A 14,860-nucleotide genomic window follows, 5' to 3' on the forward strand; every position below is an offset into this window, starting at 1 on the left:
GATATTGACATAGTCGAATGCTTGACATGGGGTTCCTGTTGCGACAGGCTAGGGCAATCGGTTTCCTGCAACCGGTTTCCGTGAACCGGGCGCCCCCTCACCCCGAAAGGACATTCGACGATGAACGGTCCTGTCAGACGAGTCCTCGCCGCTGCCGCGATCGCGGCACTGGCCGCCACGTCCGTGCCCGGCGCCGCCGACGCGCACGGCCGCCACGACCTCGGCCGCCAGACCCTCGCCGCGAACGACGGCTGGGCCGCTTACGACGGCGGCACCACCGGCGGCGCCGACGCCGCCCGCGACCACGTGTACACCGTGGACACCTGGGCCGAGCTCAAGGAGGCCGTCCAAGGCGACGAGCCCAAGATCGTCAAGGTCAAGGGCGACATCGACGCCTGGACCGACGCCGACGGCAGCGCGCTCACCTGCGAAGCCTGGAACGACCCCGGCTACACCTGGGAGTCCTACCTGGAGACTTACGATCCCGAGGTCTGGGGCTGGAACGCCCCCGCCGGACCGGTCGAAGAGGCCCGGGACCGCTCCTACGACGCCTACCGCGAACACGTGCTGCTCAACATCGGCGCCAACACCACCATCGTCGGAGACGGCGCCGCCTCGGTCACCCACGGTTCGTTCTACATCAGCAACGTGGACAACGTGATCGTCCGCAACCTCGGCATCCACAACTCCTACGACTGCTTCCCCGCCTGGGAAGGCGACGCCTGGGACGGCGAGTTCGACAACTTCGAGCTGAGCGGCGCCACCCATGTGTGGCTCGACCACCTCACCGTCGACGACGGCGGCTACGACGACTACGCCGAACCCGAGATCTGGGGCGCCCACGTCGAGCACCTCGACGGCGGCATCGACATCGTGCGCGCCTCCGACCTCATCACGGTCTCCTGGTCGCATATCGGCGCGCACGACAAGACCATGCTCATCGGCAACACCGACTCCGACCGCTACGGCGAGGCCGACAAGCTGCGGGTCACCATCCACCACAACTGGTTCGACACCACCGGCCAGCGCTCCCCGCGACTGCGCTGGGGCCAGGCCCACGTGTACAACAACTACTTCACGCGCGACCCCGACACGGACTACCCGTACTACTACTCGATCGGCTCGGGCAAGTACTCGGCGATCTACGCCGAGAACAACGCCTGGGACATGGAGGGCGTCGAGCCCTCGCAGGCGCTCTACAACTGGGGCGGCGACGCCATGCACATCGAGGGCAGCCTCTTCAACGGCGAGTGGGTCGACCTCCTCGCCGCCTGGAACGAGGCGCACCCCGAAGCCCCCATGACGAGCGAGATCACGGAGTTCCCGGAGCTCCACGGGAAGATCCACACCACCTGGGCCGTGCCGGGCCTGGTCCAAGCCTGGGCCGGAGCAGAAAAGCTCCGCTGACGGCAACCGGGCGCACCGATCCGACCGATCGGTGCGCCCGGCCGCCTCGCGAAGGCGGCCCGTTCGCCGGCCGGAGAAAAGCCGCGAAGCGGTGCAACCCGGGAACGGACTCGGCGCGTCTATGCGGCGATGACTCCGACGATGGGATTCCCCTTGCTGCTCAAGCGGATCGGTATCGCCGCCGCCGTCCTCGCCCTGACCGCCGCCGCCGGCTGCTCCTGGTTCGAAGAACCGGAGGAGGACCTCGACTTCGCGGCCTACGAGGGCCGGCTGACGGACATGTACAACGAGAGCAACCGCCTCACCGCAGAACTCGACGAGTCCGAGGCCCGGATCATCCAGGACTGCCTGGAGGAACAGGGCTTCACCCTCCACGACCCCGGCATCTTCAACTCCATGGTGCCCCCGGAGACCGACAACTTGCTCGGTGCGCCGCCGTACGACACCTTCCTGCCCACTGTGGAAGAGGCCGAGCGGCGGGGCTTCTGGCAGTGGGCGGCCCTGGACGGCGCCGAGGATTTCGATGCGGCCCTCTACGCCGAGCACGAGGCCGAGCTGCAGGCCGAGCTGGCGCTGTCGATGGGCGAGGAGCTCGCCGCGGAGATGTTCACGGACGAGCTCGACGAGTTCTACCTCCAGGATCCCGCCGACCAGTTCGCCTGGTACGTCGCCTACGGGGGCGACACCTGGGCCGCCGCGAAGTACCCCGACCTGGGCGGCCCCGGCACCAAGACCGACGCCAGCGGCGAGGGCGTCTACGTCAACCCGCCCCCCGAGGGCTGCCTCCTGGAGATGGTCGAGGCCGTCTACGGCGAGTTCCAGGCCTCGGAGAACGAGGAGGAGGGCTGGACCGACTGGCTCTACCGCCCCGAGCCGCCGAACGGCGACGGGCAGGCCATGCACGAGCGGTACGCCGAGCGCACCGCCGACGCCGAAGGCCCCCTGCTCGACTGCCTCGCCGACCGTGGTTCGACCGGCTGGGAGTTCCAGAACGACCGGATCCTCGTCCGCGAATACCTCGTCGCCGCCGGCGAGACGGTCAACCCGGCGGACATCGGCACCGAGACCACCGGGCCCTGGCCCGAGGTCCCCGAGGAGGTCCCCGACGTGGCCGATGTCGAAGCCTGGCTCGCGTTCGAACGCGACCTCGCCGCGGACTTCGCCGCGTGCGGCGATGAGTCCGGTTTCCGCGAGGCCGCCGACCACGCCTGGGAGCAGGCGCAGCTGCGCTACTACCTCGACATCGAAGACGAGACGTACGCCTGGCAGGAGGAGATGCGCGGCTACCTCGCGAACGCCCAGGAGGTCATCGAGGGGTGAGGTCCGCGTCCCCCCAAGGGCTCAGGTACACGTACCGCACCATCGGGTAGCGCTCGCGCAGCCGCGCCTCGAGCGCCCGGCAGGAACGTTCGATGGCCTCGCCGTTCGCGCTGTCGCGGAAGTCGATCCTGGCGGCGACCATCACCGATGTCGGTCCGAGTTGGAGGGTCAGGAGTTCCTGCACTGCCGCGATGTCCTCGCCCGCTTCGAGCTCGGCGCGCAGCTCCTCTTGGAAGCGCGACGGCAGGCTCTTGCCGATGAGCAGCGACAGGTTCGCCTGGCCGAGCAGCACGGCGACGATCAGGAGCAGCACGCCGATGAGGACTGACGCGGTCCCGTCGTAGACCGGGTTCCCGGTGAACTCGGTGAGCAGGAGGCCCGTCGCGGCCAGCACGAGGCCGATGAGCGCGGCGAGGTCCTCCAGGAACACCGCTTTCAGGCTCGTGTCCGGCGTGTGCCGCAGGAACAGGCGCGGGCGGACGTTCCAGTGCCGGGACTCGCTCCGCAGCTGCACGATGGTCCGTCCGAACGAGACCGCCTCCAGCACGAACGAGATGGCAAGGACCGCATACGAGATGCGGTAGTCGCCCTCGGCGCCGCCGTTCATCGAGTGGAAGCCGTGGGTGATCGAGAACAGGCCGCCCGCCACGAACGTGAACGCCGCCGCGAGCGCCGCCCACATGTATTGGGTGCTGCCGTAGCCGAACGGGTGCCGCTCGTCGGCGGGCTTCACGCTGTTGCGCAAGGCGATGTAGAGCATGAGCTCGGTGATGGTGTCGGCCGCCGAGTGCGCCGCCTCCGAGACCATCGCGGCCGACCCGCCCAGGAGCCCGGCGACGAGCTTCGCCACGGCGATGCCGAGGTTCATCAGCGCGGCCACCAGCACCGTGATCACGCTCTCTGACTTCACCTCTGCCGCATCGCTCACGGCTCCGAGCCTATGCGAGCGCGGTCGGCAGATGCCGCGGCCGGGCCGAAGCCCGGCCGCATCGGCCTATTCGGCGTTCTCGTCGAGGTAGCCCCACTCGCCCACGTTGTAGAAGACCCGCATCGTGGTCGCCCAGTTGTCGCGGACGTTCACCACGTCCTTGTTCACCATGACCAGCGCCGGCGTCCACGCGAGCGGCAGCTGCACCGACTCGTCGAGGGAGATCTGCGCGGCCTGGTTGTTCAGCTCGGCCGCGCGGTCGCGGTCCAGCGTGGTGGCGAGCTCGGCGACGATCGCGTCCACTTCGGCGCTCTGGAACCCGGTGTGGTTGCCCTCGCCCCAGTAGTCGAGCGCCGAGGCGGCGAACAGCGGGGTCTCGATCCAGGAGAACAGGATCAGGTCCCAGTCGCGGGCCTCGAGCACGGAGTTGAGCTCTCCGTTGGGGATCGGGTCGGTCGTGACCTCGACCCCGAGGTCGCCCAGGTACGTGATGACGAGGTCCTGGATGATCGGGTTGAAGGCCTCGCCTTCGATGCCGGTGCGAAAGCGCAGCGACACCGGCTCGCCGGCAGGGGTGAGGAGCGCGTCGCCGTTCCAGGTGTACCCGGCGGTCTCGAGGATCGCGCGGGCCGCGTCGAGGTCGCCCGAGCCGAGCCCGGAGTCGCCGATCTGGTCGGTGAAGTACTCCGAGTCGGGACGGAAGAGCACGTTCCTCATCGTCTCGGTGTCGGCGAAGGCCGATCCGTACGCGCGGGCGTTGACCTCGTCGGCGTCGATCGCGGTGAAGATCGCCTTGCGCAGCGGCTCCTCGGCCAGGAACGGGTTGTCGAAGTTCGCGTCGATGTGGGACCAGCCCGACTGGGGCGCGACGCTGAACTTCAGGTCCTGCTCGCCCGCGAGCTGGTCCAGGATCTCCGGGTCGAAGCTGCTCGGCGCGGCGCCGTCGATCGTGCCCTGCCGCAGCTCGGTCGCCATCGCGTCGGCGCCCTCGATGTACTTGAGCGTCAAGGAGTCGAGTGTCGACTGCTGCGAGCCGGTCCACTCGGGGTTCGGCTCGTACTTCGCGTAGTCGCCGAGCACGCCTTCGACCATCTTGAACGGGCCGGCGCTGTAGTCCAGCGGCGGGTTCTCCGAGAAGTCGGCGACGGACGCGGCCATCACGGCCGGGTCGGTGCGCCAGTCGGTGTGGCCTCGGGCTTCGGCGATGTGCGCGGGGTGGGTGATGACCTGGGCGGCGTACCACTCGGCGTCGAGGTAGTCGTCCTTGTAGGTGACGACGATCGTGTGGTCCTCGCCCTCCTCGATGGAGGCCACATTGGAGCCGTAGTCGGTCGCGGGGGTGCAGCCGGCGCACTGGGCCTCGTCGGTGGAGGTGGCCTTCCAGTGCCAGAGGAAGTCGTCGATCCCGATCGGGGTGCCCTCGCCCCAGGTCGTGTCCTCCTTGAGGTGGTAGGCCACCGTCATCGGCGCCTCCGAGAGCAGTTCGGGGCCTTCGGAGTAGATCCCGTCGTTGTAGTGGATCTCGCCGGACTGGTCGTACGTGAAGACGGTGGGGCGCAGCGGCTGGTTGACGATCGAAGTGGACAGGCTGGATCCGTAGAGGTCGGCCTGGCCCCAGGCCTCCCACTGGCCGCCCACGGCCCACACCAGGTCGCCGCCCTCGGCTCGGGGCCCGGAGTTGCAGGTGGTGGGTTCGGTCAGGCAGTCCTCGAAGCCGGCACCGGTCTCGGCGGCATCATCAGTGCCGCAGGCGCTCGCCACCAGGGTGAGGGCGGCGGTGGCGACGGCTGCTGACTTGGTCCAAAAGCCGCGACGCGGCTCGGTCTCGGGCATGGCAGACCCTTTCGCGATATATGGGGGGAAGTGCCCACAGGCACGCATCACACCATAATGCCACTCGAAATGGAAGTCAACTAAAACGATAGGAATACTAGTGTATCTGCGTTCGATCGCCAACTCAGTCCTGTCATCCCATGTTCACCGCAGCGAAATTGTTATCCATCGCATCTATTCAACCCTTAATCTATGGGTTAGATTTTGCCTTGTCTTAACTCGCGCCGACGGCCCGTCGGCGTCCGAACCCCCGACCGCAAGGAGGCGGAAGACATGGTGGACAAGGCTAAGTGGCGCAGAGGCGCCGGGCTCGCCGCAACGGTGATGCTCGGTGCAGCAGCTCTGGCGGCGTGCGGCGGAGGCGACTCCGGCGACGACGGGCCCCTCAAGATGGTCGTCTGGGGCGGCGACCTCGACAAGGAGACCTACCAGGCGCGCATCGACCTCTTCGAGGCCGAGAACCCCGACACCAAGATCGAACTCCAGCTGATCCCCTCGGACCAGTACGCGCAGAAGGTCCAGACGATGATCGCGGGCGGCGACGGCCCCGACATCATGCAGGTCGCCGAGAACGTCAACTCGTACTCCTCCAAGAGCCAGCTGCTTCCCCTCGACGAGTACATCGAGTCGGCCGGCCTCAACATGGACGAGCGCTTCGGACCTGCCGGAGAGCTGTACACCTACGAGGACCAGACCTACGCGATCCCGGACCGCTCCGGCGCGATGATCCTCTACTACAACAAGGACCTGTTCGACGCCGCGGGCGTCGAGTACCCCACGGCCGCTTGGACCCAGGAAGACGCCCAGGCCGCCATGGAGAAACTGACCATCCCAGGTGAGCAGTGGGGCTTCTCGGGCGCGGGCTGGTGGGCCCAGTGGTGGAGCTTCGCCTACCAGAACGGCGGGCAGATCATCGACGACAGCGGCAAGCCCACGGTCAACTCCCCTGAGGTCGTCCAAGCCCTCCAGTGGGCCAACGACCTGCAGTACAAGTACCACTACGCGCCGACCGCGGCCGAGTACGCGGACATGGGCCCGGACATGGGCGGCGACCCCGCCTTCGCCGCGGGCACCGTCGCGATGAACGCCACCGGCTTCTGGGGCATCGGCGGGCTCCTGGAGTCCGACATCAACTGGGGCATCGCCCCGCTGTGGGGCGGCCAGGAGCAGGCGGTCTCCGCCTTCGGTTCCGGCCTGTCCATCACCCGCGACAGCGACAACCCCGAGAAGGCCTTCGAAGCGATCGACTTCCTGACCGACACCGAGGCCCAGACGGTCATCATCGACAAGGCCCAGGACGTGCCCGCCAACATCGCGGTGCAGCAGTCCGACGCGTTCCTCAAGCCCGCGTGGGCGCCTGAGGGCCTGAACATGGCCGCGTTCGGCGAGTCCTCCGAGTTCATCTTCCGCGCTCCGTTCATCCCGGAGTGGGAGGAGATGCAGGCGGCCTTCAACGACAACCTCGGCACCTTCTGGAACGAGGGCGGCGACGCCCAGACCGAGCTGGACAAGATCCAGACGCAACTCGAGTCCACCATCGAGTAGGACGCTCTCATGTCGATCGACGTCGGCGAAGCCACCGGCGCGGCGCGCACCACTGCGCGCCGCGCCGGCGGGCGCCGCCCCCGCGCCAAAATGTCCCGCCGCCGCAAGAAGGAAGCCTTCTACTTCTGGCTCTTCATCTCGCCGTGGCTGATCGGGTTCGTCGGGTTCCTGCTCGGCCCCATGATCGCCTCCATCTACATCTCGTTGACGGAGTGGGACTCGTTCACGGCGCCCGAGTTCGTCGGGCTGCAGAACTACGCCGAAGCGCTCACCGAGGACCCGATCTTCTGGAAGGCGCTCGGCAACACCTTCTACTACGCGCTCATCTCCGTGCCGCTCGGCCTGGTCATCGGCGTGTGGCTCGCGAACCTGCTCAACAAGCGGGTGCGCGGACGCAAGCTGTTCCGCACCTTCATCTACCTGCCCACGCTGGTCCCGCTCGTCGCGACCGCGATGGTCTTCAAGATGGTGCTCGCGCCTTCAGGTCCGCTCAACGACCTGCTCGGGTGGATCGGCATCGACGGGCCGAACTGGCTCATCGACGAGGCCTGGGTCAAGCCCGCCTTGATCGTCCTGTCCGCATGGGGCGCAGGCGGAGCGACCGTGCTGCTGCTGTCGGCGATGAACGGCATCCCGCGCGAGCTCTACGAGGCCGCCGAGATCGACGGAGCCACTCCCTGGCGCCAGTTCTGGTCCGTGACGTTCCCGCAGATCACCCCGGTGATCTTCTTCAACCTCATCATGGGGCTGATCGGGGCGTTCCAGATCTTCTCGCAGGTGTACATCCTCACCGGTGGCGGTCCGAACAACGCCAGCAAGACCGTGGTGCCGCTGCTGTTCGACGAGGCGTTCAAGTTCTACCACTTCGGTTACGCCTCGGCGGTCGCCTGGCTGCTCTTCGTCGTGATCATGGCCTTCACCCTGATCGCGTTCCGCACGTCCCGCAAATGGGTCTTCTACGAGACGGAGGTGCGCTGATGACCGCCACCCAGAGTCCCGACCACGCGGTCGAGAAGGGCCGGAAGAAGTCCGCGGCCGACTTCGCCACGAGGGGGCTGTCGGTCTTCAAGGCCTCGCCCGCCACTTACGCGGTGCTGCTCGTCGTCTCGGCGATCTTCTTCGTGCCGTTCATCCTCATGATCTCGATCGCGCTGTCGAGCGACCTGACCAGTTCGCAGAACGCGTTCACGGTCATCCCGACCGAGTTCGAGTGGAGGAACTTCACCGAGGTCTTCACCGCGACCGGCCTGCCCGTGGGGCGCTTCGTGACCAACTCGGTCATCATCGCGACCCTGTCCGCGGTGGGCCAGGTGCTGTCCTCGTCGCTCGTCGGCTACGCCTTCGCGAGGCTGCGCGCGCCCGGCAAGGGCGTCATGTTCCTCATCGTGCTCGCCACGATGATGATCCCCGCGCAGATCACGATGATCCCGCAGTTCCTGCTGTTCAAGGAACTCGGCTGGGTCAACACGTACCTGCCGCTCATCATCCCGAACTTCTTCACCAACGCGTTCAACGTGTTCCTGGTGCGGCAGTTCGTCTCCCGCATCTCGGGCGAGCTCGACGAGGCCGCTCAGATGGACGGGCTCGGCTACTTCGGCGTCTACCGCCGGATCGTCCTGCCGATGATGTGGCCGATCCTCACCGCCATCGCGATCTTCACGCTCACGCACGCATGGGGCGACTTCATGGGCCCGCTCATCTACCTCAACTCCGAGGAATCGATGCCGCTCGCCCTCGGCCTGCAGTACATGACGGGCACGAGCAACGAGATGCAGCTGCCGCCGTGGAACCTCGTCATGGTCGGCTCGATCATCCTGACGCTCCCCATGATCGTCATCTACTACCTCGGCCAGAAGTACCTGTACGAAATGAACCTTCAAGGTGGAAGTGCTGGTGTGAAGTGACTGATCCGTCCACCGCGACCGTCCGGCTCGGACGCTCTGGGCTCGTCCTCGACGACCGCGAGGAAGCGCTGCTGTGCGCGTCGCTGTTCTACTTCCGGCTTCCCCGCGAGGTCTGGGAGGCGCGCCTCGCGCAGGTCCGCGCCACCGGTTACCGCGCGATCGACGTCTACCTGCCGTGGAACTTCCACGAGACGGCCCCGGGCGAGTGGGACTTCGAGGGCCGCCACGACGTCGGCGCGTTCCTGGACCTCGCGCACGAGGCCGGTCTCGCGGTCATCGCCCGGCCCGGACCGTACATCTGCTCCGAATGGGACGGCGGCGCGCTGCCCTCGTGGCTCGCACTCGAAGACGGACTCCGGCTGCGCCAAGCGGAACCGAAGTTCCTCGCGCAGGTCCAGCGCTGGTTCGACCAGGCCATGCCGCTCCTCGCCGAACGCCAGTGGGGCCGCGGCGGCAGCGTGATCGCCGTCCAGCTCGAGAACGAGCTCGACTTCTTCGACACGCACGACCGCCACGCCTACCTCACCGCCTTGCGGGACATGGCGATCGGCCACGGCATCGACGTGCCGCTCGTCGCCTGCGCCGGCCAGGGCGACCTGATCGGCTCCACGGGCGGTGTCGAAGGCGTGGCCCCGGCGTTCAACTTCTACCCCGACGACCGCTCGCCGTTCGTCGAGGCCGAGGTCCGCCGCTACGCCGACCTCGTGGGCGCCAAGGGACTCCCGCTGCTCGTCACCGAGACCAACCGTGCCCACACGACGCTGCGGCGGCTCCTGGTCAGCGGCGCGACCCTGCTCGCGCCGTACCTCCAGGCCTCCGGCTACGACTTCGGGTACACGCCCTCGGTCGGCAACTGGGGCGACCCGGGCGGGTTCATGACCCACGACTACGACTTCGGCGGCTATCTGTCCCCTGTGGGCGAATCGCGCTCGGAGACGGCCGAGGCCCGCGTCCTGGCGGCCTTCGCCCGCACGCTCGGCCCGGCCCTCACCAGGGCCGAGGCCACCTCCGCCGAAGCGCTCGTTGACGCGACCGTCTCCACCAGCGCCTCCGCCTCGACCTTGGTCCTGGACGGCGGCGGCACGGTGACCGGCGTCCCTAACCTCGGCGACGAGGCGGGCACGGCGACCCTCGCCGCTTCGGGCGACCTGCCCGAGACCGCGATCGCGTTGGCGCCCTTCTCGTGCGCGCTGGTCCTGCGCGACCTGCCGCTCGCGGGCTTCGGCCTGCCCGGCACGCTTCGGCTCGCTTCGGCGGACCTCGTGGGCGCCGGTTCCCAAGGGCTCGAGTTCGCCTCGCGCGTGCCGAGCACGATCGCGCTCGAAGGCGCCGACGGCGTGAAACTCGTCGAGCTCGACGCGCCCGAACTCGGTGCGCCCGTGCTCACCGAGGTGTACTCCGGCGGGGACCGCTGGACCGTCGAGGTCTTCCACCCCGAGGACGTGGCGACCCCGGACGACACCCTCGGTGTCATCTCCGAGCCGCTGCCGGAACCGGAGATCCTCACCGTTGCAACGCGTCTCGACTTGGAGACCCGCTCCGGCGAGACGACCGCGCACGAGTTCCCCCCGGCCTCGGAAGCGGTCGGCGTCTACCGGGGCCGCACGCACTACGCGGCCGCCGTGGACGGCATCGCGGAGCTCCTGATCGAAGGCGCGGGCGACATCGTGGACCTCGCGCTCGACGGCTCGGCGCTGCCGAGCTTCGCGAAGTTCGGTGCGACGGTTCGCATCCCGGTCGGAGGCGCTTCGCGGCTCGACGCCACGGTGGAGACCTGGGGCCACGCCAACTTCGACGACTCACGTCTGCCCGGTCTCGCGATCGGCTCCCTGCGCGGCCTCGGCCGCGTCTGGGCGATCGCATCGAGCGAGGACATCGCCTCACTGTGGACCGTCGACGGCGGCGAGCAGTGGGCCGGCGAACCGGCCCCGGTGCGCACGCTCGCCGGTTGGAGCAGCACCCGGATCGGGCGCCCGGCCACGTACCGGCGCGCCCTGCCCGTGGACGGCACCAGCGGCTACGCGCTGCACCTCGACGGACTCCAGACCCCGTGCGAGATCACGGTGGACGGCGTTTCCAGCATCGTGAGCCCGAACGACCCGTGGGTGCACCTCGCCCCCGGCGCGGGCCGGGAAGTCGCGATCACCATGTCGCACTGGCCGGTCGACGGCGGCGGTGCGACACTGCTGCGCCTGGAGGCTGTGCGAGACTGGCAGGTCGAGGCGCAAGCCGACGACGCCCTCCTTGAACTGTCCCAAAAGGATGGCAGCGGCACCGGGATCGAGCTGCCGCTCGAACTCGCGCCCGGCGAGGAGACCTGGCTCGACGTGGCCGTCCCGTCCGGCGGCCGCTCGCTGCGGTTCGAGGGCGAGCAGGTGCGCGTCAGCGCGTTCGTGCGCGGTGAACTGCTGGGACGCGTCTGGCTCGACGACGCGGCCCGGCCGAAGTTCACCGGCGGGGACCCTGGGCGACTGTGGATTCCGGAATCATGGAACACCGGCACGGTGCGCCTGCTGGTCCGCGGCACCGCCGGCGGCGACCGGCCGCGCCTCGCGAGCGTGAGCGCCGCCGCCACGCCGGAATGATCCAGTAGCGAACCAGGAGTCCACATGGCCGTCACCCGGCGCACCTCCCGCGACATCCGCAGCGAGTCGCGGCTCGACGTCCTGCACGCGCTGCTGGCGGCGGGCGAGGCGAGCCGGGGCGACCTGGCCGGGGTGACGGGCCTGAGCAACGCGACGGTGGCCACGGTCGTCAGCGACCTGCTCGAAGGCGGCATCGTCACCGAGGCCCGCCGCACCGGCGGGCGCATCGGGCGGCCGACGACGACGTTGCGGCTCAACGGGAACCGCGGCCGCATCGTCGGGGTCGACGTCGCGGAGACGTACGTGCGGGCGACCGTGTTCGACTCCGCGCTCGACGAGCTGGCCTCGGCCGAGGTCGCCACCGACGAGCACCACGACGAGCCCGATTACGTCATCGACGCGATCGTGCGAGCCCTCGACTGCGCGCTTGAGAACTGCGCAGTCGAGGGTGCGCGCGTCGCCCGTGAGGACGTGCTCGGCGTGGGCATCTCGCTCCCCGGCGGGATGCAGCGCTGGACCGAGGTCTCCGTGGTGGTGCCGAACGAGGCCTGGCTCCATGTGGACCGGTTGCGCGACAGGATCGGCCTGCCGATCGTCGTCGACAACCCGCTCAAGGCGATCGCCACCGCCGAGCTGTGGTTCGGCGAGGGCCGCCGCCACAAGAGCATGATCACCGTCAACCTCGGCACCGGCGTGGGCGCCGGGATCGTCCTCGAAGGCACGATCCTGCGCGGCGCCCAGAACGGCGCGGGGGAGTGGGGCCACAGCCTCCTCGCCCTCGACGGCCGCCGGTGCCGTTGCGGCAGACAGGGATGCGTCGAGGCCTATGTGGGCGCGGCCGGGATCCAGCAGACCCTGGCCGCGATCGCCCCCGAGCACCCGCTCGCCGCGGTGCCCTTGCAGCGCGAGTTCATCGGCGCACTGGCCGCCGCGCTCGAGCCGCCCGCGCACCCCGCGCTGACCGAGACCCTCGAACGCACCGCCCGGTATCTCGGCTCCGCGATCGCCGACCTCGTCGCGATCGTCAACCCCGAGATGATCACGCTGACCGGCTGGACCGCATGGGCGCTGGGCGACCACCTCGTCCCGGCCGTGCGCCGCCGCGTGCACGAGGAGGCCCCCGGCGACTCCGCCGCCGACCTGGCCATCGAGGTCTCGACGGTCCGCGGCAACTCGGTCGCCACGGGCATAGCGACCATCGCGTTGGAGCGCTTCCTCGGCGACGTCGGCCTCGTGACCACCCGCGTCCCGACCGCCATCTGAGCTTCGACGACTTGTGTCGCACCGCAATGGAAGACTGCGGGGCATGGAGAAGTACGACGTCAAGAAGGCCCGCAAAGCGCTCTACACGGCACCGACCAAGGCCTTCAAAGTGGTCGAGGTGCCCGAGCTTCAGTACCTCGCCGTCGAAGGCAAGGGCGACCCGAACACCTCCGCCGTGTACGGGCAAGCCGTCGAAGCCCTCTACGGCACGGCCTACGCGCTGAAGTTCGCCAGCAAGAACGACCTCGGCAGGGACTTCGTGGTGGCCCCGATGGAAGGGCTGTGGCGGGCCGACGACCCCAGCGTGTTCCTCACCCGCCGCAAGGAGGAGTGGAAGTGGACCATGCTGATCGGCCAGCCGGACTGGATCGACAAGGACATGGTCGTGGCAGCCGTCAAGAAGGCCGGGAGCAAGAAGGCGAACCCCGCGCTCGCGAAGCTCCGGCTGCGCACGATCAACGAGGGCACCTGCGTCCAGATCCTGCACATCGGCTCGTACGACAGCGAGACGCCGACGCTGGAGAAGCTGCACGACCACTACCTGCCGCACAACAACCTCACCTTCAACGGCGACCACCACGAGATCTACCTCAGCGATGCGCGCCGCACCGCGCCCGCAAAACTGAAGACGATCCTGCGGCAGCCTGTGAAGCCCGCGAAGCGGTGACGAGGCTCATGGTGCCGACCGCACCCGGATCGGGATAGTTTCGGAAATTAGCGAAATGCCGAAGGACGGTGGACGTGCTCGACGAATGCAAGGCCCTGTCCAATGAGACGCGGTTGCGGATCCTCAACTGGCTCAAGGACCCTGCCGCGAACTTCCCCTGCGGGGACACCGCGGAGCTCGGCGTGTGCGCCGGGCTGATCCAGGTCAAGGCGGGCGCTTCCGCCTCGACCGTGTCGGCGCACCTCGCGATCCTCCAGCGCGCCGGATTCCTCCAGGCCACCAGACGCGGCCAGTGGATCTACTACCGGCGCGACGAGGAGCGCATCCGCGCGTTCACCGAAGACCTCCACCGCAGTCTGTGAGAAAGGCACCCGATATGCCCGCAGCCCTGTCGATCCTCGACCTGGCGCCGATCGCGCCGGGCCGTTCCGCGCGCGAGAGTCTCGCCGCGAGCGTCGAGCTCGCCCGCGCCGCCGAACGCAGCGGCTACCGGCGGGTCTGGTACGCCGAGCACCACAACATGCCGACCATCGCCTCGAGCGCGACGAGCGTCGTGATCGGCCACGTCGCCGAGCACACCGACTCCATCCGGCTCGGTGCGGGCGGGATCATGCTGCCCAACCACTCCCCGCTGGTGATCGCCGAGCAGTTCGGCACCCTCGAGACGCTCTTCCCCGGCCGCATCGACCTCGGCCTGGGCCGCGCGCCCGGCACCGACCGCCAGACCATGCGCGCCATCCGCCGCGACGCGACCTCCTCCGACACGTTCCCGCAGGACGTGCTGGAACTCCAGGGCTACCTCAAGGGCGAGTCGCGGGTGCCGGGCGTGCAGTCCGTGCCGGTCCCCGTCGGCGAAGTGCCCCTGTACATCCTCGGCTCCTCCCTCTTCGGGGCGCAGCTCGCCGCGAAGCTCGGCCTGCCGTACGCGTTCGCTTCCCACTTCGCGCCGGACGCCCTGCACGAGGCGGTGGCCGTCTACCGCGAGGAGTTCCAGCCGTCCGAGCAGCTGGCCGAACCGTACGTGATCGCCGGGGCCAACGTCTTCGCCGCCGAAGACCGCGACGAGGCCGAAGCGCAGCGCCGGACCTCCTACCGCAACCGGGCCCGCGCCTTCATCGCACGCGGCCAAGGCGGCCGGGACTTCACCGACGACGAGATCGACGCCTTCCTCGTTTCCCCAGGCGGACAACAGCTCTCGGCCATGACCAAGTACACCGTGGCCGGCACCCCGGACGAGGTCCGCGCCTTCCTGGAGGCGTTCGCCGCCTCCGCAGGGGCCGATGAGATCATCACCGCCCACCACGCCGAACAGGTCGCCGACCGCGTCCGCTCAGTCGAACTGACGGCGAAGGCCATGGCCCACCGGGCCTGATCGCCGCCGCGATCCGTGCGGAACCCCATGGGGCGA

Annotated in this window: 12 protein-coding genes; 10 read left to right on the forward strand and 2 right to left on the reverse strand. The window is 68.7% G+C overall.

What is annotated here, in order from left to right; genetic code table 11:
- Positions 1–120: 120 nt before the first annotated feature.
- On the forward strand, positions 121–1,407 hold the full coding sequence (locus ACFO8M_RS22635; protein WP_387979829.1) for a pectate lyase family protein: 1,287 nt from the start codon (positions 121–123) through the stop codon (positions 1,405–1,407).
- A 141-nt stretch (positions 1,408–1,548) separates the two neighbouring features.
- Positions 1,549–2,727 carry a hypothetical protein gene (locus ACFO8M_RS22640; protein WP_387979831.1) on the forward strand — a complete coding sequence of 393 codons (1,179 nt, stop codon included), beginning with the start codon at positions 1,549–1,551 and terminating at the stop codon, positions 2,725–2,727.
- Here the strand turns inward: ACFO8M_RS22640 and ACFO8M_RS22645 are convergent.
- Positions 2,714–3,655, reverse strand: a complete 942-nt coding sequence (locus ACFO8M_RS22645; RefSeq protein WP_387979833.1) for a cation diffusion facilitator family transporter — start codon at positions 3,653–3,655, stop codon at positions 2,714–2,716. The two genes, ACFO8M_RS22640 and ACFO8M_RS22645, sit on opposite strands and share 14 nt — an antisense overlap.
- A 66-nt stretch (positions 3,656–3,721) precedes the next feature.
- Positions 3,722–5,488, reverse strand: coding sequence for an ABC transporter substrate-binding protein (locus ACFO8M_RS22650; RefSeq protein WP_387979835.1), 1,767 nt, complete (start codon positions 5,486–5,488; stop codon positions 3,722–3,724).
- Between the two features lie 273 nt (positions 5,489–5,761).
- Here ACFO8M_RS22650 and ACFO8M_RS22655 point away from each other — a divergent pair, with 273 nt between their 5' ends.
- The 8 genes from ACFO8M_RS22655 (at position 5,762) to ACFO8M_RS22690 (ending at position 14,824) form a co-directional block, all read left to right on the forward strand.
- Positions 5,762–7,033: an ABC transporter substrate-binding protein gene (locus tag ACFO8M_RS22655; protein WP_387979837.1), complete on the forward strand. Its 1,272-nt coding sequence runs from the start codon at positions 5,762–5,764 to the stop codon at positions 7,031–7,033.
- A 9-nt stretch (positions 7,034–7,042) separates the two neighbouring features.
- Entirely contained in the window at positions 7,043–8,011 is a 969-nt protein-coding gene (locus tag ACFO8M_RS22660) for a carbohydrate ABC transporter permease (protein WP_387979839.1), read from the forward strand.
- Positions 8,011–8,937: a carbohydrate ABC transporter permease gene (locus ACFO8M_RS22665; RefSeq protein WP_387979841.1), complete on the forward strand. Its 927-nt coding sequence runs from the start codon at positions 8,011–8,013 to the stop codon at positions 8,935–8,937. The genes ACFO8M_RS22660 and ACFO8M_RS22665 overlap by 1 nt, the downstream gene beginning before the upstream one ends.
- Positions 8,934–11,522 carry a beta-galactosidase gene (locus tag ACFO8M_RS22670; protein WP_387979843.1) on the forward strand — a complete coding sequence of 863 codons (2,589 nt, stop codon included), beginning with the start codon at positions 8,934–8,936 and terminating at the stop codon, positions 11,520–11,522. The genes ACFO8M_RS22665 and ACFO8M_RS22670 overlap by 4 nt, the downstream gene beginning before the upstream one ends.
- 24 nt (positions 11,523–11,546) lie before the next feature.
- Positions 11,547–12,785 (forward strand): ROK family transcriptional regulator, encoded by a 1,239-nt coding sequence (locus ACFO8M_RS22675; RefSeq protein WP_387979845.1) that lies wholly within the window; start codon positions 11,547–11,549, stop codon positions 12,783–12,785.
- A gap of 43 nt (positions 12,786–12,828) precedes the next feature.
- Positions 12,829–13,452 carry a GyrI-like domain-containing protein gene (locus ACFO8M_RS22680; RefSeq protein WP_387979847.1) on the forward strand — a complete coding sequence of 208 codons (624 nt, stop codon included), beginning with the start codon at positions 12,829–12,831 and terminating at the stop codon, positions 13,450–13,452.
- A 68-nt stretch (positions 13,453–13,520) separates the two neighbouring features.
- Positions 13,521–13,814: an ArsR/SmtB family transcription factor gene (locus ACFO8M_RS22685; RefSeq protein WP_387979849.1), complete on the forward strand. Its 294-nt coding sequence runs from the start codon at positions 13,521–13,523 to the stop codon at positions 13,812–13,814.
- Between the two features lie 14 nt (positions 13,815–13,828).
- Positions 13,829–14,824, forward strand: a complete 996-nt coding sequence (locus ACFO8M_RS22690) for an LLM class flavin-dependent oxidoreductase (RefSeq protein WP_387979851.1) — start codon at positions 13,829–13,831, stop codon at positions 14,822–14,824.
- The last annotated feature ends 36 nt before the right edge of the window (positions 14,825–14,860 follow it).

Source organism: Glycomyces rhizosphaerae, from assembly GCF_042647865.1.
Lineage (GTDB): Bacteria > Actinomycetota > Actinomycetes > Mycobacteriales > Micromonosporaceae > Glycomyces > Glycomyces rhizosphaerae.